Origin of the sequence: Desulfatitalea alkaliphila (genome assembly GCF_022968795.1) — a bacterium.
In the GTDB taxonomy this organism is placed as follows: domain Bacteria; phylum Desulfobacterota; class Desulfobacteria; order Desulfobacterales; family Desulfosarcinaceae; genus Desulfatitalea; species Desulfatitalea alkaliphila.
Window position 1 is genome coordinate 70,351 of record NZ_JALJRB010000012.1, and the last position, 17,329, is coordinate 87,679.

Annotated in this window: 17 protein-coding genes; 1 reads left to right on the forward strand and 16 read right to left on the reverse strand. The window is 60.0% G+C overall.

Going from position 1 to position 17,329, the window contains the following annotated elements:
* Window positions 1-4: 4 nt before the first annotated feature.
* From fliM to MRX98_RS12090, 16 genes are all read right to left on the reverse strand, one after another.
* Window positions 5-991, reverse strand: coding sequence for a flagellar motor switch protein FliM (fliM, locus tag MRX98_RS12015; protein ID WP_246908454.1), 987 nt, complete (start codon window positions 989-991; stop codon window positions 5-7).
* A gap of 13 nt (window positions 992-1,004) precedes the next feature.
* A complete protein-coding gene (locus MRX98_RS12020) occupies window positions 1,005-1,502 on the reverse strand; it encodes a flagellar basal body-associated FliL family protein (protein WP_246908458.1) in 498 nt (165 codons plus the stop codon).
* 133 nt (window positions 1,503-1,635) lie between these two features.
* Window positions 1,636-2,370 carry an OmpA/MotB family protein gene (locus MRX98_RS12025; protein ID WP_246908461.1) on the reverse strand — a complete coding sequence of 245 codons (735 nt, stop codon included), beginning with the start codon at window positions 2,368-2,370 and terminating at the stop codon, window positions 1,636-1,638.
* 84 nt (window positions 2,371-2,454) lie between these two features.
* Complete coding sequence (locus MRX98_RS12030; protein WP_246908473.1) at window positions 2,455-3,180, reverse strand: OmpA family protein; 726 nt, start codon at window positions 3,178-3,180, stop codon at window positions 2,455-2,457.
* 1 nt (window position 3,181) lies between these two features.
* Window positions 3,182-3,952 carry a motility protein A gene (locus MRX98_RS12035; protein ID WP_246908476.1) on the reverse strand — a complete coding sequence of 257 codons (771 nt, stop codon included), beginning with the start codon at window positions 3,950-3,952 and terminating at the stop codon, window positions 3,182-3,184.
* 398 nt (window positions 3,953-4,350) lie between these two features.
* Window positions 4,351-5,592, reverse strand: a complete 1,242-nt coding sequence (locus MRX98_RS12040; RefSeq protein ID WP_246908480.1) for a flagellar hook protein FlgE — start codon at window positions 5,590-5,592, stop codon at window positions 4,351-4,353.
* A gap of 125 nt (window positions 5,593-5,717) precedes the next feature.
* Window positions 5,718-6,398, reverse strand: coding sequence for a flagellar hook assembly protein FlgD (locus tag MRX98_RS12045; RefSeq protein WP_246908483.1), 681 nt, complete (start codon window positions 6,396-6,398; stop codon window positions 5,718-5,720).
* Between the two features lie 28 nt (window positions 6,399-6,426).
* The gene (locus MRX98_RS12050) at window positions 6,427-7,611 is read right to left on the reverse strand and encodes a flagellar hook-length control protein FliK (protein WP_246908486.1); all 1,185 of its coding nucleotides are present in this window, start codon (window positions 7,609-7,611) and stop codon (window positions 6,427-6,429) included.
* Window positions 7,612-8,054: 443 nt separating this feature from the next.
* The gene (gene fliJ / locus MRX98_RS12055; protein WP_246908504.1) at window positions 8,055-8,498 is read right to left on the reverse strand and encodes a flagellar export protein FliJ; all 444 of its coding nucleotides are present in this window, start codon (window positions 8,496-8,498) and stop codon (window positions 8,055-8,057) included.
* A gap of 145 nt (window positions 8,499-8,643) precedes the next feature.
* Entirely contained in the window at window positions 8,644-10,638 is a 1,995-nt protein-coding gene (gene fliI / locus MRX98_RS12060; protein WP_246908517.1) for a flagellar protein export ATPase FliI, read from the reverse strand.
* Window positions 10,638-11,612 carry a flagellar motor switch protein FliG gene (gene fliG / locus MRX98_RS12065; protein ID WP_246908520.1) on the reverse strand — a complete coding sequence of 325 codons (975 nt, stop codon included), beginning with the start codon at window positions 11,610-11,612 and terminating at the stop codon, window positions 10,638-10,640. The genes fliI and fliG overlap by 1 nt, the downstream gene beginning before the upstream one ends.
* A gap of 6 nt (window positions 11,613-11,618) precedes the next feature.
* Entirely contained in the window at window positions 11,619-13,223 is a 1,605-nt protein-coding gene (gene fliF / locus MRX98_RS12070; protein ID WP_246908522.1) for a flagellar basal-body MS-ring/collar protein FliF, read from the reverse strand.
* Between the two features lie 85 nt (window positions 13,224-13,308).
* Window positions 13,309-13,614 carry a flagellar hook-basal body complex protein FliE gene (gene fliE / locus MRX98_RS12075; RefSeq protein ID WP_246908525.1) on the reverse strand — a complete coding sequence of 102 codons (306 nt, stop codon included), beginning with the start codon at window positions 13,612-13,614 and terminating at the stop codon, window positions 13,309-13,311.
* 2 nt (window positions 13,615-13,616) lie between these two features.
* Complete coding sequence (flgC, locus tag MRX98_RS12080; RefSeq protein WP_246908539.1) at window positions 13,617-14,057, reverse strand: flagellar basal body rod protein FlgC; 441 nt, start codon at window positions 14,055-14,057, stop codon at window positions 13,617-13,619.
* Window positions 14,058-14,059: 2 nt separating this feature from the next.
* A complete protein-coding gene (gene flgB, locus MRX98_RS12085; protein WP_246908552.1) occupies window positions 14,060-14,482 on the reverse strand; it encodes a flagellar basal body rod protein FlgB in 423 nt (140 codons plus the stop codon).
* Between the two features lie 236 nt (window positions 14,483-14,718).
* Complete coding sequence (locus MRX98_RS12090) at window positions 14,719-16,050, reverse strand: sigma-54 dependent transcriptional regulator (RefSeq protein ID WP_246908555.1); 1,332 nt, start codon at window positions 16,048-16,050, stop codon at window positions 14,719-14,721.
* 520 nt (window positions 16,051-16,570) lie between these two features.
* On the opposite strand from MRX98_RS12090, the gene plsY reads away from it, so the two are divergent.
* Window positions 16,571-17,179, forward strand: coding sequence for a glycerol-3-phosphate 1-O-acyltransferase PlsY (plsY, locus tag MRX98_RS12095; RefSeq protein WP_246908558.1), 609 nt, complete (start codon window positions 16,571-16,573; stop codon window positions 17,177-17,179).
* Window positions 17,180-17,329 lie beyond the last annotated feature (150 nt).

Here is a 17,329-nt window from a genome sequence, read left to right on the forward strand (position 1 = left end):
TTCTCTACTCTCCTTCATCCTTTTGTATGAGCGCCGAAATCTGGACCGCGCGGTTGCCTTTGACGATCCCCGGCATGCCCAGGTACTTGGGGGTGCCCTGCACCTTCAACACCACCGGGTCCTGGGGGCCCGTGTTGATCTTGATAATGTCTTCCTTTTCCAGCTCGAGGATCTTGCCGATGGTGAACACGGTTTTCCCCAACTCGGCCACCAGGTTGACCCGGGTGTCCTTGAGCAGCGATGTCAACTGGCGCCGGAAAGCGTGGGCCCTGTCCTTCTCCCGCAGATAACGTGAAGAAAGCTTGTCCTTGAACGGCTCAAGCATCAGGAAGGGCGTGCAGATGTGGATGTTGCCGGTGAACTCTTCACCGGAGACCGAAAAGACGAAGATCAGCACCAGATCGCCGGGGTTAACCAGATTTACGAACTCCGGTTTGGTTTCGTTCTTTTTCTGCACCACCTTGATAGTGTAGGCCACCTGCCAGGCCCGTTCCAATTCGACCAGCACATCGTTGTAAAAACGGGACAGCATGCGCTGTTCGATCTGGGTGAACTCCCGCACCTTGGCCAAGGGCTTGCCCAGGCCGCCGAACATGCAGTCGATCAAGGCGAAACAGAGGTTGGGCTCCACGGCCAACAGGGCCGATCCGATGAACGGCTCCATGGAATAGATGCTGAACCCGGTGGGGTTGGAAAAGGCATGCAGAAACTCGCCGAACTTGACGATCTCCTTGGAGACCTGCTTGACCTCGATGGCCCGTTGCAGCGATCCGGTCAAGCCCACGTTGAGCAGGTTGACGAACTTGTCGTACACCTCGTCCAAGGCGTCGAACTGGTCCCGCAGCATCAAGCTCTGGGAGGTCAGGTCATAGGGGCGCACCTCCACTTTGTCTTTTTTTGCCTTGGCGGGCTCCTCCAGCTCCACCTCGCCGCTGTCCATGGCGCTGAGCAGGGCGTCGATCTCTTCCTGGGACAGTATCTGTTCGGCCATCGGGACGCCTCCGCTATTGGACCACGAACTCGGTGAAGTAAATATTGGTGACCGACCCGTCCCGCAGAATGCTGTTGACCCGCGCCATCAATTCATCGCGCAGATCGATCTTGCCTTGTGCGCTGCCGATGTCGGCGTACTGCTTGGTAGGCAGAATCATCAGGATGGCGTCTCGCAGTTGAGCCATCCGTTTGTCCACCTCCTGGACCACCCCGGGATCGCTGAGCTCCCACTGCATGCCCAGTCGCAGGTAGCGCTTGCCGCCCTGGTCGGCCAGATTCACGATGAGGGTGTCCATGGTGTACATGGGCCCTAAACCGGCGACCTGCTCCTCTTCACCCTCCTCCTCCTCGCCGACGGCACCTTGCTCCCCCGCCGGCCGGTTCTGTTGTTGCTGCATCTGCACCAGGGACGTGGACATCTTGTGCCAAAGCAGGAAGAACCCCCCGCCCATCATTCCCACCATGAGCACCACTGCACTCAGCACAATGATCAGTGTCTTGGTCGACATTCAAGGCCTCCGGGCCGGCGCCGCACGCCGGCAGTGTTGGGTAATAATAGTTGTGTGTTCAACAAACGCCGCCTCCTACCGTAATATTGCCCCGGTGGTCGGGTGGCGGTTCCATTTTGAAAATTCAGCCGTATCATTGCACCGGCGCCGGCAAGTCTTCATCCTGCACCTGGATGGACGCGCCCAATATGATATCGACCCTGCGGTTGGCCGCCCGCCCCTCTTCCGTGCCGTTGTCCGTCCTGGGGCGGGAAGGGCCGTAACCGGCGGCGGCCAAACGGGACGGCGGGATGCGCCCTTCGGCGATTAGGTACTTCACCACCTGCACCGCCCGATCAGTGGACAGCTCCCAGTTGGAAGGGTAGCGAGGCGTGGCGATGGGCCGATCATCGGTGTGGCCCTCCACCCGTACCTGCCGTGCCATGGGACGAATCACGGCGGCCACGCCGGACAACAACAATTCGCCGGCGGGGGTCAGCTCGGCGCTGCCCGTGGCGAACATCAGATCGTCGCTGAGGCGTAGTTCCAAGCCGCGACGGGTGTACTCGGCTTCCAACCCTTCGGTCGAGGGCAGACCGCCCACCTGCGCCGCGCCGGGTTCGGGCCGGGCGGGGTCTGTCTCGCCGCTGTCGATGGAACGGGGCTGCTCGCTGATCAACCCCTCGGGGGCATGCCGCCCTTCGTGGAGCACGCCCATGGCGCTCTGCAAAGCGTTCTGAAAATGGCTGAAACGCCGATCCTCCATAGTACCCATGGAAAAGAGCAGCACAAAGAAAACCATCAGCAAGGTGACCATGTCGTTGAAAGTGGTCAGCCACCCCCGGGAAGCATCGGGCCCGGCAACGATCGGCAAACGAATGCGTTTCATAATCGCCTCACAAATAAACCCTCTTTACCCCACAACCCAATATAATCGGCAGAATTCCTTAACTTAAAACTTAAAACTGAACACTTAAAACTCTTCTACATCCACCCGGAACACCAGATCGACCCGCCGGTTCATGGCGCGATGGGCTTCCGAATCATTGGGCGCCACGGGCCGGAATTGGCCATAGCCCACGGCCGACAGGCGTTGACGGTCCACACCTCGGGTCTCCGTCAGATAGCGCAGCACCGTCACCGCCCGTGCCGTGGACAGTTCCCAGTTGGAGGGAAACCGCAGGGTGCGAATGGGCCGGTCGTCGGTATGCCCTTCGATCTCCACCGGGACCTCGATGGTGCGCACCAATTCGGCAATTTGGGCCATGCGCGGATAGGCCGCAGCGGTGAACCCGGCCTTGCCGGTGTCGAACAGCAGTTTGTCCTCCAATGTCAGCACCACCCCGCGGGGCGTGCGTTGCAACCGGGCCTCGGTCAGACCCGCCGATCGGCTCGCCTGGCGCACCTGCTCGAACAGACGGGCCAGCACATCCTCGCGGGCCATCAGTTCCACCTGCACATCGCTGAGCATCCGCCCCTGCTCCACACTGCTGCCACCGCCGAGCACATTTACCGCACTGGAAAAAGAATTGACGAAGCGGGTGATTTTGGCCGGCTCCAAGGAAACGAAGGAGGTCAACAGCACAAAAAAACAGAGCATGATCAGGATGAATCCCGTGTAGACCAACTGCCAGCGATTGGTGTCGATGGGCGGGTCCCGCCGCACCGCAAGCCTTCGTCGTTTGAAACGTGCCGCCATCTCACACCCCCCGCTCATCGGACAACCGCGCCGAGGGGGAGATGAAGGCCTTGAGTTTTTCGGCCACGATGCGATGGTTGTCGCCGGCCTGGATGGCCAGAATGCCGTGCAGCACCATCTGCTTGGCCAGGATCTCCTGCTTGCTGCGCACCCGGAGCTTGCCGGCAATGGGCAGAAACAGCAGATTGGCCAGAACGGTGCCGTAGAAGGTGGTCAGCAGGGCGACGGCCATGGGCGCCCCGATAGCCGATGGATCCTTCATCTGCATCAGCATCTGGACCAGCCCGATAATGGTGCCCATGATGCCCACCGCGGGGGCGAAGGTGCCCATGGTGGTGTAGATGTCCGCCCCCAGGCGGTGGCGCTCTTCGAGCCACAGAATTTCCGTGCTCAACACCTCATCGATGGCCTCGCCCTCCAAGCCGTCCACCGCCATCTGCATGCCGCGGCGCATGAAAGGGTCCTGCATCTCCTGGATCTTGGCATCGAATGCCAGAATCCCGTCCTTGCGCGCCTTCTGGGCATAGTCGACGATGGTGGGAATCAACGTCAGGGGATTGGGGGTGCGATAGCGAAAGGCGTGCTTGGTCACCTTGAACACACTGACCACATCGGACAAGGGATAGTTGATCAAAGTGGCGCCCATGGTACCGCCCAGGACGATCATCAATGAGGGGTAGTTGATGAACCAGGCACCGGCGCCATCCATGAGGATGGCGCCGACCACCAACCCGCCGGCCACCAGAATTCCAAGCAATGTGGCTAAATCCACGCCGTCCTCCATCCATCGTTGCATCGGCGGCCCCGACAAACAAGAAAACCCGCCACCGTTCCATCGGCTGACCAATGAATAGCATGGATTGTGCCACAACAAGCACCCCACCGGGCACCTGTGCAACACCACCCCATGGTACGATTTTTATATATTATTTCGGATTGTTAAAATAAAGGAGAGAAAGACCCCAAGAAAAGCAACACCCAACCACCCACCCCGAACCCGTCAAAATCCAAAACCGCTCGTCAACCCATTGACAGAAGCAGGGGGCCCAAAACATCAAACCCCCCACCCCATCAACCCGACCCGCAACACCCTCATAATATCTAAATGACAGAATTCATTAACTTAAAACTTTAAACTTTAAACTTAAAACTGCCCTTCAACACTACAAACTATCTTTTAATATTTATCAGCTCCGCCAAAACCTCATCGCTCGTGGTTATCACCTTACTATTGGCCTGAAACGCCCGCTGGGTGGTAATCAGGGAGACGAACTCCTGGGCCAAATCGACGTTGGACATCTCCAGGCTGCTGGAGGCAATGGCGCCCACACCGGCCGAATTGGGGGTGGTGACAATGGGCTGCCCGGATGCCAGGGAGGCGGTGAACAAATTGCTGCCCAGCTTGGCCAGTCCTTCGTAACTGGCGAAGTCGGCCAGGGCGATCTGGGCGAAGGGGCGCATGGTGCCGTTGGAATAGAGCGCGGTGAAAGTGCCGTCGTCGTCGATGGAGATGCCCTGGAGCATGCCGCTTGGGTATCCGTCTTGGGACTGCGCGGTCTTGACCGACGAGCCGGCGTAGCCCGTCACCGAGCCGCTGCTGGCGGTGCCGGCATCGTTGAGCAGGTTCCATGTCAGTTCCAGCGGATCTACGCCACCGAGATTGATTCCGGTGATTTCAATCACGGGGTTTTCAAGAGCGCCGCCGTCATCATCATTAGCGGCCTCCAATACCCCGTACGCATCGAAACGCAGATAGTTGCGTGCGGCATCCGACGGTGTCGCCGTACCCAATGAGGGATCCACATAATATTGCCAACCGTCCCCATCCCGCTCGAAAATGAAGTTGAGTTCCACCGCATTGCCCAACGAATCGTAAACCGTCACGGTGGTGTCGAATCGCGTGCCCACCTCGGCCTCGGAATCGAGATTGATGGCCATGGTGATCTCTTCGGTGGCGCTGGGTTCGCTGATGCCGTTGGGCAGGGTGATGGGCCCCATGGCGCCCCGGTTGCCGTTTTGCAGGATGGCGTAGCCCTGGACCTCAAAACCGTCGGTGGTGACCAGCCGGTTCAGGTTGTTGAATTCGAACTGGCCCGCCCGGGTGTAGTACTGGGCGTTGTTCATGCCGTCCCGCACGATGAACATGCCCTGGCCGTTGATGGCCAGGTCGGTGACCGCGTTGGTGTTCTCGATGGTGCCGGAACCCCAGTTGCTGGTCAGGCCGGCCATGGTGACGCCGCGTCCGATCTGCATGCGGCTCTGGCCCAGGGTGGCGTTGAACACGTTGGCGAACCGCACCTTGGAGGTTTTGAAACCGGTGGTGTTGACGTTGGCGATGTTGTCGCCGATCACCGCCATGGCGCTGGTTTGAGCTTTCAAACCCGAAATACCTGAATAGAGCGATCCGATCATTGTCTGGCTCCTCTGCTGTTATGATGGCACGATGATATTTTTTTTGGTTGCGTTACCGTCCTTCAACCGCCCTTCGCCGGCTCCGCGCTGGGCGGCCGGGCGGCAGCGGCCAAGGGGTCAAAGGGTCAAGATCCGTCAAGGTCCTCGCCCACCACGCGCATAACGTTGCCCATGGGGATGGTGCGTCCGCCGCACTGCAAGTACGCTTGACCGTTTTCGAACTGCACCCCGTTCACCAGGCCAGTGGCGAAGGTGGTGGCCGGGATGGAATTGCCGTTGCCGTCAATGGCCGCGATCTCGAAGTAGTAGTCCCCGTCCGGCGCCCTTCCACCCAGGTAATCGTAGCCGTCCCAGGCGATGCTGCCGTCGCCCGCGTTGGTGTACCCCCCTTCCAACTGCCGCACGAAATTGCCGTGGGCATCGTAGATGCGGGCATAAAGACCATGGGCGTCCTGGTTCAAGGCGAAGTGCAGCGGCTGGGCATTGCCGTTGCGCACCTCGAAACTGTCGCCCACGGCGGTGATGGTCTTGCCGATGTACTGCACCGCCTGGCTGTTGGTCAGCACCGCCTGGGAGGTATTGAGATCCCCCAGAGAACCGTTTATGTTCTGCAACTGCTCCAGTGAGCTGAACTGGGCCAGTTGCGCGGTGAACTCCGTGCCGTCCATGGGATTGAGAGGATCCTGGGCCTTGAGCTGGGCCACCAACAGGTGCAAAAAGTCGTCCTTGCCCATCACCTGCTGTTTTTCTCCGGCAGCCACCTGCCCGCCCCGGGATGCCACTTGGTTGATACCTGCGATGGTCATGATGCAATCCTTTGTCTGCGCATTATTGTTACGCGAAGAAATCCACTTCACCATTGGCGCCGACGTTTCGGCCGCTGCGCGCCAAGCTTTCACCGACGCCGCCGACCGCCGCTGCTGGTTGACTATTATCGCGACCCGTTGCCTGCCGAGAGCGTCCGTGTTGCCCCTGGCGCTGCCGCTGGTGGCGAAAGGCGGTGTCCTGGGGATTCTGCCAGGGATCCTGCTGGGGATCCTGGGGCACCACCACATCCACCTTCTGGATCTGCAAGCCCTGCTGCTGAAGCTCGTTGCGCAGCACGTGCATGTTCTGTTCGATGAGCTGCTTCACCTGGGTGTTCTCCGCCGCGATGCGAATGGTCACCTGCTGGTGCTCGGTGACGATCTGCATGCGCAACTGTCCCAGCACCTCGGGTTTGAGCTGAATCTGCATCATCGCCTGGCGGCCTTCGGTGTGAAGAGTCATACGCTGGACGATCTGGCGCATCACATCACTTTGCACGTTCCGTGGCAGGGGTTGGGGCTCCGGCCCGTTGTCGGCCTTGGCGGTGTGCCCGAGCTCCGTGCTCACCGGACGCGGTTCACTGCCGCCGGGTGCTTCGTTGGACGGCCCCGTCGTGGCGGAAGCCGATCGACTTTGCGCCGTGTCCTGGCCGGTCATCGGCCCGAAAGGCTCCGGAACAGCCGACTTGCCCTCCCCTTTCTGAAACAGGATACCGCCCCGGGTGGCAGCATCCCGCCCCCGCCCGGTGCGATCCTCGTCGCCCCCGGATCCCGGACGACCGCCATCCCTTTCATCCACGCCCAGTGCTTGCGGTGCCGCCTGTCGGAATGCCGCCGCCAACTTTTCGTCCCGCTCCCCGACCGTCCCGGTGGACCGCCCATGCGCCATCTTGTCCGCCACAGACAGTTCGCCGGCCCTGGCCGCCTCCGCCGCGACTTTTTCAGCAGCCGCCTTGGCTTGCAGCGCCTTGTCCGCCGGTTCCTTTTCTCCGGGAACCCGTTCGGCCCCTTCGGTGCCGGGCCCGGCCATCTTGGCGGCATGGGCCGCTTTGAAATCGGGAGCCCCTTCCTGGACCGCAGCGCCGCGCACCATGGCTGCAGTGACCGCCGCACGGTCCTGACCCCTTTGTTGCGTCGTCCGAAAATCTTGATTCTCCGCGAGACGCTCTCCCTCGGCCGCCGGCGGTCCATCCGCATCATCCGACAGCTGCATCGCCGCGTCCGTTAAAGCGGGACTCAAATCAACGGCCGGCGGCCACTCACCTTTTTGATTGCCTGCCTGCCCACCCTCCGCCATCGAGGCTCGCAGGATTTGATCCGCTCCACGGCCGTGAGTCTGAAGAAAGGCCATCAAGGGGGAACCGGCACGGGCATCGTCACCGTCTTGCCGGACCAACGATGGAGACCCCATGTCCTCACCCGTTTGACGTACAATTTGCGCCAACTGCTCTAACGAAACGGGCATTGCTTCGGTCGGTATTCCGGTCAAGGTCGCCATGATCTCGGCGAACCCTGCGCCATCCGCCGTTTCACCCCCCGCGACGCCCTTGCCTTGCCCGAACCAAGCGGGCCCGAATTTACCCTCCGCTCGTCCTGAACCGATCTCCGCAAATGCTGCGAAAAATAACTTCATATCGAATTGCATCCTGCGATCCCCTATTGCTGTTTCATGGAAAAGCGATTGATGGCCATTTCGTTGATGAACTTCTCTTCTTCCCGATTGCGCCGGGCGACAAAATCCTGCGCACCTTTTTCTTTCAGTTGGTCCAGGGTCTTGCGCTGCTGCATGCGCTCCATCAACGCTTGACGCTGCTTCTCGCAAGCATCCTGCGCCTGCGCCACCCGATCCCGCTGGGCCTCGATACGTTGGGCCAGCCGTTGCATATAACCGCGATACATGGCCACCATCCCCGCCGACCCGCCCCCCGACTCCTGCTGCCGGAATTCAAGCTCCGTCTGATCGCGCCGTGCCACCAGATCCGCAAGCACCCCCTGCTCCTGCTCGATCATCTGTCGAGCAACCGCAAACTCCTTCTGCGACTGCTCCTCCAAAAAAACCCGATACCGCCGCAAGGCCTCCAATTTAAAAACAAAATCCACAACACCCCCCAAACACCCAAAAAAACAAACCCGGCAAACCCAACCCCATCCAACCGACAGCATTCCTTGCTTTAAACTTTAAACTTTAAACTTAAAACTATCTTTTCTTCCCAAATCATAATACCCAATACGCTCAAAAAACCCCCTATTTTAGCAACAGATCCAATGCTTCCACACTCTCCTCGAACCCGACACTCTCGCCGATCTCCTGACGCAGATAGCCATTTATGGCGTCGAACTTGGCGATGGCGCGGTCAATGGCCGGATTGCTGCCCGCCACATAGGCGCCGATGTTGATCAGGTCCTCGGACTTGCGGTAGGTGGCCAGCATCTCCTTGACCCGACCGGCGCTGTGTTTGTGTTTCAGGGAGGCGATATCTTCCATCACGCGGCTGATGCTGTGGAGCACATCGATGGCCGGGTAGTGGTTCTGGTGCGCCAGGGCGCGGCTGAGAACGATGTGGCCGTCCAGGATCGATCGGGCGGCGTCGGCGATGGGCTCGTTCATGTCGTCGCCCTCCACCAGTACGGTGTACAGCCCGGTGATGGTCCCCTCGTGGTCCGAAGTGCCGGCCCGTTCCAGCAGCCGGGGCAGCATGGTCAATACCGAAGGCGTGTACCCTTTGGTGGTGGGCGGCTCGCCCAGGGCGAGACCGATCTCCCGCTGGGCCATGGCGAAGCGGGTCAGAGAGTCCATCATCAGGTTGACGGTCATGCCCTGGTCGCGGAAGTATTCGGCGATGGCGGTGGCCAGAAAGGCGCCCCGCACGCGAACCAGGGGCAGATGATCGGAAGTGGCCACGACCACCACCGATTTGCGCAACCCCTCTTCGCCCAGGTCCTTTTCGATGAAGTCGTTGAGTTCGCGCCCCCGTTCGCCGATCAAGGCGATCACATTCACGTCGGCCTGCGCGTTGCGCGCGATCATACCCATGAGCACGCTTTTGCCCACCCCGGATCCGGCGAAGATGCCCATACGCTGGCCGCAACCCACGGTGACCAAGCCGTTGATGGCGCGGATGCCCATGTCCAGCGGAGTGCGGATGCGCTGACGCAGCAGCGGGTTGATGGGATTGGCATAGATGGGATAGGTCGCCTCGGTTTCCAGGGGCCCCCGATTGTCGATGGGCACCCCCAGCCCGTCGATGATGCGCCCCAACATTTTGGGTCCCACCGCCACAGCCGCCTTACCCTGGCGCGCCACCACGCGGCTTCCGGGGCCGATGGTGCGGATCTCCTCAAGGGGCATCATCAGCACCGTACGGTCGCGGAAACCCAACACTTCGGCGGCGATGGGCCGTTCGCCGTCGCTGCCGTGAATGTCGCAAATGGCGCCGAGCTGCACCACCGGTCCGTTGGCCTCCACCACCAACCCCACCACTTGGGTCACATGGCCGCACACCTGCACCGGGCTGGTGCTTTCGATGATCCGCCGGTATGGTGTCAACCGTTCGGCCACCGTCTCGTCGCTGCGTGCTTGGGTCGCACCGGCGCTGATTTCGCCCTTGATTTCGGCCATCGTGCCCTGCACCTTTTCGCCGATGACCGCCAGCTGCCGGTCGATCCGCGCGTCGATGGTGCCGAAGTCCGTCTCCACCAGGCAACCCCCTCGGACCAGCGCCGGGTCGGGGATCACTTGCGTGGCGTTGACGTCTTCGCCGTCGGGCACCACTTCCTTCAAGATGCGCCGTGCCAGATCGCAATCGTCGGGATGGGCCTTGACCCGGACACGGGACTGACCGACGACCCGGGAGAACACCTTGCGAAAGACCGATGCAGACCGCTCGGGGTGCTGTCGCATCTCCTGCTCCAAGATCTCCCGCGCCATGGCCATGCCGAGATTCACAAGGGCCTCTTCGCTCATGTAGCGCATTCGCTGTCGATGGACCGCCAGGGTGTCCACCGCCCCATCCAGTTGCGCTTTGAGGTCTTGCACCGCCGCCATCTCTTTGGGCAGACCCTTGGTCCTTTCCTGGTGGTATCCTTCCTCATAGGCCTTGGCTTCGGCCGCCCGCACCTTCTCTTCCAAGGATTCGGGCGTTGCCTGCCAATCGTTGGACGGCCCCTTGGCCGATGGCTGGGACACCCGGATTTCCGGAAATGCGTAAGCGCCGTTTCTATCTTTTGGGTCGTTGTGCATCAACCGATGAACTCCTCGCCGCCGCGGCCGCTGATGATCAGCTCGCCTTTGCGCTCCATGTCCTGGATGATACGGGTCACCTTCTGCTGGGCGTCGGTGACATCCTTCATGCGCACCGCACCGGTGACCTCCATCTCCTCACGCAAAATTTCCGCCGCCCGCTGGGACATGTTGCGGAAAATTTTGTTTTTGACATCGTCGGAAGCAGCCTTGAGGGCAATGGCCAACTCCTGGGACTCCACGCTGCGCAGTACCTTCTGCAGCCCCTTGTCGTCCACCAGCACGATGTCCTCGAAGACGAACATCATTTGCTTGATCTCTTCGGCCAGCTCCGGGTCGTTCTCTTCGATCTCGTCGATGATCTGCTCCACCGTCGTGCCGTCGATCATGTTGAGAATCTCGGCCAGGTTGGCAACGCCGCCGGCCTCCTGGGTGGCGATGAAATCCTTGTTCTTGAGGATCTCCTCGAAAACCTTGTCGATCTCCTTGATCATGCCGCCCAACACCTTGTCCAGATTGGCGATGCGCAAGGCGACATCGGCCTTGAGCTGATCCGGCAAACGCCCAAGAATGCCGCTGGAGACATTGGGATCCAGGTGGGCCAGGATCAGGGCGATGGTCTGGGGGTGTTCGTCCTTGATCAGTTGAATGAGCTGGGCCGGCTCGATGTCCTGCACCGCCTCCAGGGTGGACTTTGGAAGTCCCTTCTTGGCATCCTTGGCCGGCTCCGGCGGCGGCTTGTCCCCGTCGTCGAGTTGCAGCAGTTGCGGCGGAATGCCGGTGCCTTCGATGAACTCCCGCGCCACCCGCTCGGTCATGGCAGGGGGTATCGATCCCAAACGGGACTGAATCCGCTGGATCAGCTGCCGGTCCTGGTCCGAAAAGCGGCTCAGGATGGGACGTGCCGCATCCAGCCCCACCGCCTTGACCAGAATCGCCACTTTTACCGAACCCGTCAATTCATTGGCATCCATGGGTCGCTACTTCTGCTCCTTCAACCACTGTTGCATCAATCGACCGGAATCTTCTTGGTTGGCGGCGATCACCTGAGCCGCCTGCTTCACATAACTGGAAGAATCGCCCTGGGCCGCGTACTGCCGTTCGATTTCCGCCAGGCTGCGGGGCAAGTGCTCCAAAAGTTCCACATCCTCCCAGGCGGTCTCGGTCAACCAGGCGATAAGGGGTCGAATCACGTACATGAAAGTGAACAAAAGGAAGAGCGCCACCGCCAGGTATTTAAAAACGGCGCCGTATTCGCGCAACTGATCCAACCAACGGTTGCCTTCCATTTCGGGCGGCTCGCCCAACCGTTGGGTGTTGAAGGGGATGTTGGCCAACTCCACTTTGTCACCGCGCGCCTCGTCAAAATTGATGGCGCTCTTGACGATGGCGTCCAGGCTGGCCATCTCCTCGGCCGTGCGCGGTATGTACTCCGGCTCCGCGGCGCGGCCGCGAGTGGCCGGTGCGGCCTCATATCGGCCGTCCACCACCACCGCCACCGAGAGCCGCTGCACCTGCCCCACCGGCATGATCTGGCGACGGGTGGTGCGACCGATCTCGTAGTTGCGGGTCTGATCGTCTTTCTGAAAGGCCTGTAAGCGTCCGGCCTGATTCTGCACCGCCTGGTCCCGGGCGATGTTGGGCGCCAGTCCGGGCACGCCCATGGGCGCCCCCCCCGGATCGGTGGAGCGTTGGCTGAGCAGTTGCTCGCTGCGCACCACCTGGTTGTCGGGCATATAGATCTCTTCGGTCTGCTCTTGCTCCACGAAATCCAGGGCGCAGGCCACCCGCACGATGGCCTTGCCCTCGCCCAGAACGCTCTCAAGCATGGTGACGATCTGCTTTTCCAGGGCGCGCTCCTTGCGCTGCTGGAACTCCAGGTGATCCGCGCTGCGCTTGGCCGCCGTCGGCGCTTCCTCGAATCCGGCCAGCATCTTACCGTTCTGATCCACCACCGTCACCTTGTCCGGTACAAGGCGCGGCACACTGGAGGACACCAGATGCACAATGCCCTGCACCTGGTCATCGCTGAGCCAGCGGCCATGCCGCAGACGCAAGGTGATCGAAGCCGAGGCAGGCTCTTCCTCCCTTATAAAAAGGGAACTCTGGGGCATGACGATATGCACCCGGGAGCTTTCCACCTCGGCCAACCCGTTGATGGTGCGGCTCAATTCTCCCTGCAGGGCCCTCTGGTAGTTGATGTTCTGGGCGAACTCCGTCTGCCCCAGCTTGGTGTCGTCAAACAGCTCGAAGCCGATGCTGCCGCCGCGGGGCAAGCCCTGGGAAGCCAGATCCAGCCGCACCTCGTAAAGCCGCGAGCGGGGGATCTGGATGGTGCCGCCGTCGTGGGAGAGCTTGTAGTCGATCTTCTTTTCCCGCAGTGCCGCAACCACCTGTCCGGCATCCTCGGGTGCCATGTGGTGGTAGAGGGGAGCGAAGTCGGTCCGTCCCGACCAGCTGACCATCATCACCAGGCCGACAACGGTGGTACCCACCAGCAAAAAGAGGGTCAGCATTTTGCCGGGCGAGAGGGTCTGGAGGATTCCCTTCAACTGCTGCAGAATTTCGCCAAAAGAGTTGGGCATGGTTCGCCTTTCGAACAGCACGTCCCGCGGCTGGCCGCCTGCAAGGACCGGTTAGCGATGTGCCGCAAGCGACATCGTCGTCACGCTAGAATTGCATCCGTTTGATCTCTTCGTAGGCCGCGATCACCTTGTTGCGCAACTCCACCACCAGATCCATGGCGATCCCCGCCTTCTGCGCCTGAATCATGGTGTTGTGAATATCTTTGCTTTCGCCGGTGATCAGTTTACGGGTCGCGTCGTCGGATGCATTGCGCATGCGGTTGACCTCCTGCAGGGATTCGTTGAGCCATTGCCCGAAAGAGGTCCCGTCCGGCTTTACGGCCGGCGCGTTGCTCTCGATGACAGGACGCCCCGTGGGCGCCCCTATGGATGAAATTGGCCATTGACTCATGATCAGCGTCCGATCTCCAGTGCGCTGGCCGCCATCTCCTTGGAGGCTTGCAGCGCCGTCACATTGGCTTCATAACTGCGGCTGGCGGAGATCATGTTGACCATCTCCTCCACCACGTTGATATTGGGCAGCAGTACCATGCCTTCCTCGTCGGCATCCGGGTGGCCCGGATCGTACTTCTCGATGGGCGGCCGCGGATCTTCCCGAATGGCCGTCACCTGCACCTCCACGCGCTGGGCCGTCATTTGGCCGGCCAGCGCATCGCCGAAAGTCGGCGCACCTTGCGGGTTGGCGGCAAACACCGCATCCTTGCGTTTATAAGGGCCACCCTGTGCCGTGCGGGTGGTGTTGGCGTTGGCCAAGTTGCTTGAAATCAGGTTCATGCGCATGCGCTGGGCATTCAGGCCGCTGGCGCTGGTGTGCAAAGCGTCAAAAAAGCTCATGGTTATTGACCTCCTTTAATAACACTGCGCAGCCTCTGGAACTTGGAGGACAGAATCTGACTGACCGCTCGATAATGGAGCTGATTCTCGGCCAGCGAGGCCATTTCCCGTTCCATGTTCACCGTGTTGCCGTCGCCGCGCAAAGTAACCTGGGTGGACAGGTGCAATTCTTGGGGTTGCGCCGCCGTGGTCATGCCGCCCCGTGCGGTCGGCAGGTGGCCCGGATGGGTGTTCACCATGGCCACCTGCCCCTCCGCCGGACGCTGTCGGGCCATCGCCTCCTCCACCATCAAATCGAAGGCCTTGTAACCGGGCGTATCCGCATTGGCGATGTTGGAAAGCAGCAATTCGTGCCGCCGTGATCGCAAATCCAGGGCACGCTCCGCTAAACCGATGGTCCCGTCAAATAGTGTGTTGCTGTCCATCTATACAATTCCTCCTATAGCCACCCACGATTGAGCAAATAACATACCAACCCATCACGCCACCCCGAACTGCAAACTATCCAATTGAATTTACAAACGATTTAAAATTAACCACAACCATCCCGCCCACTCCGTCCGGCGTCATAATGCCGACGGACCCGGCAAAACCTACCTAGTGAGTTGAAGGGTTTGTTGGGCTATTTGAGTTTGTTGTGTTTGTTGGGTTGGTTGCGTCTCTATTCGGTGCGGTATTCGCGGAGTTTGTTGCGCAGGGTGCGGATGCTGATGCCGAGCATTTCGGCGGCATGGGTGCGGTTTTGGTTGACGTGGTCCAGGGTCTGGACGATCAGTCGTTCTTCCAAATCCTTGACCGTCATGCCCACCAGGGGTTGGCCCTCTTCTTTCGCCGGTACACCGAGTCCCTCTTCCAACAGCAGCAGCTCGGGTCCCATCACCGCGCCGTCTCGAATCAACAAGGCCCGTTGAATGGTGTTTTCCAACTCGCGCACGTTGCCCGGCCAGTGCCATCGCTTTAATTCCGCCATGGCTGCAGCGTTGAAGCGGGGCGTGGGGTCGACATCATTTCCGCTGTGCTTGGCGATAAAATGGTCGCTCAAAGCCGCAATGTCCTCAGTACGCGCACGCAGTGGCGGAATCACCAGGGGAACGATGCGCAGGCGATAATATAAATCCTGCCGGAAGGTGCCTTCCCGCACCATCGCCGCCAAATCGCGGTTGGTGGTGGCGATGACCCTTACATCCACCGGTACCGGCCGGTTGCCCCCAATACGATCCACCACCTTCTCCTGCAACACCCGCAGCAGCTTGGCCTGCAGCGGCAGGGGCAACTCACTGATTTCGTCCAACAGCAGGGTGCCTTGATGGGCCTGCTCGAATCTGCCTGTTTTGCGTTGCAACGCACCGGTAAAGGCGCCCCGCTCGTAACCGAACAGCTCGCTTTCGGCCAGCGTGTCGGGAAGGGCCGAACAATTCATGGCCACCATGGGACGTTGGCCTCGTCCGCTGTGGGCATGGATGAAGCGCGCCAGCATCTCCTTGCCGGTGCCGCTTTCGCCCTGAATCAAAACGGTGGCGGGTGAGGCCGCGATCCGTCCCGCCATGGCCAACAAAGCGTCCATGGCGGGTTCCCGCGTCACCATGGCGATGTCGCTTTCCGGTAGATCGGCCCGTTGCCCGTTGCCTTTGTGCTTGAGCAGGAGTTCGACACCTTTGGCAATAAGGGCCGGGTCATCATCGGCGCTGAAATAATCCGCCGCACCGGCCTGCACCACGGCCACGGCATCACGCACCGATCCGCCTTCGGCCACCACGACCAGCGGTGCCGCCACCCCCTGCGTACGCACCTCGGACACCCAATCCGCCCCCGATTTCGCAGGGTTCGCCAATCCCAGCACCACCAGATCGCAGCCGTTGTCCGTAATTTTCGCCGCCGAGTTTCCCTCGATGTCGCCAGTTACCACCCGAAAGCCGCAGCTCTCCAAATAGCCACCCAACCGGCCGGACAATCCGTCGCTCTCTGAAATAATCAATATTGCTTGCTTGGCCATGCCCCCTGCACCTTCTTTGCTCCTCGAACGCCGCATCCATCCGACCCGACTGCGGCATCCATACTAAGCGCAATAAACATGCCATAGCCGAAGGAACTATGGCATCCACTCATTTTCATAAATTTTCAATATGTTGTTCTCTTTTTAGAATCTTGCAGAGGCCGTCGGATTGTTGACGCATGTTTAGGATAGTTTAAAGTTTAAAGTTTAAAGTTTAAAGCAAGGAATGCTATCGATTATAAATGGTTGGGGTGGGTTTCGGGCGGCCGGCAGGCTGTAAGCAAACAAATCATTGGTCAAACGATGCGCTTCCTTCGTCAGCGCATCCTATGGTCTGTAGTATTGTGCGTGTTCATCACCACAATCAGTTGATGAAAACTCATATACCCATATAATCGATAAATTTCATTAACTTAAAACTTTAAACGTTAAACTGTTTTTGCCAACTGTTTTTGCCAACTGTTTTGCTCCCCCTCGATGTGCTATATCAGGCGCCAATCTGAGCACTACAGGAATTATTATGAACCTGAGCATATGGACATTGCTGCTGCCGATGGTCGCCTACCTTATCGGTGGAATCCCGGTGGGGTTGTTGCTGGTGCGTTGGACGACACGGCTGGATGTGCGACAGACGGGCAGCGGCAATATCGGCACCACCAATGTGTGGCGTGTGGCCGGCATGGGGGTGGCACTGGCGACGCTGTCGGGGGATATCCTCAAAGGCGCCCTGCCCTGCCTTGCGACGCTCCACTTGGTCGACCATGGGCCGGCTTACCCTGCGTCGGTGGGTGTCGCGGCCGTCCTCGGTCACATGTTTCCAATTTATCTCGGTTTTCGAACGGGCGGCAAGGGAGTGGCCACCGCGGCGGGGATGTTCGGGGTGCTGACGCCCCTGGCCTGCGGCTTGGCGTTGGCCGTATTCTTTCTGTCTGCAGTGATCAGCCGGCGGGTCTCGGTAGGCTCCCTTGTCGGCGCCCTGGCGCTACCGGTGCTGATCGTGCTGACCTCCGGCGACCTCTACCTCGCCGGCGCCGGCACGCTCGTCATGTTATTGATGATGTTGCGTCACAGAGACAATATTCAGCGCCTGCGCAAAGGCGAGGAGCCTGAATTCAAGGGAAAAAGATAGTTTGAAGCCCCGATCATCCCGCAAGGGCACGCCATAGTGTGCCCCCACGGGAGGTACCCGACCATGTAGCGCAACAGGGGTTGTGGGGGTTTAAAAGGGGTTTTTATCCAAATCGATAGCATTCCTTGCTTTAAACTTTAAACTTCAAAC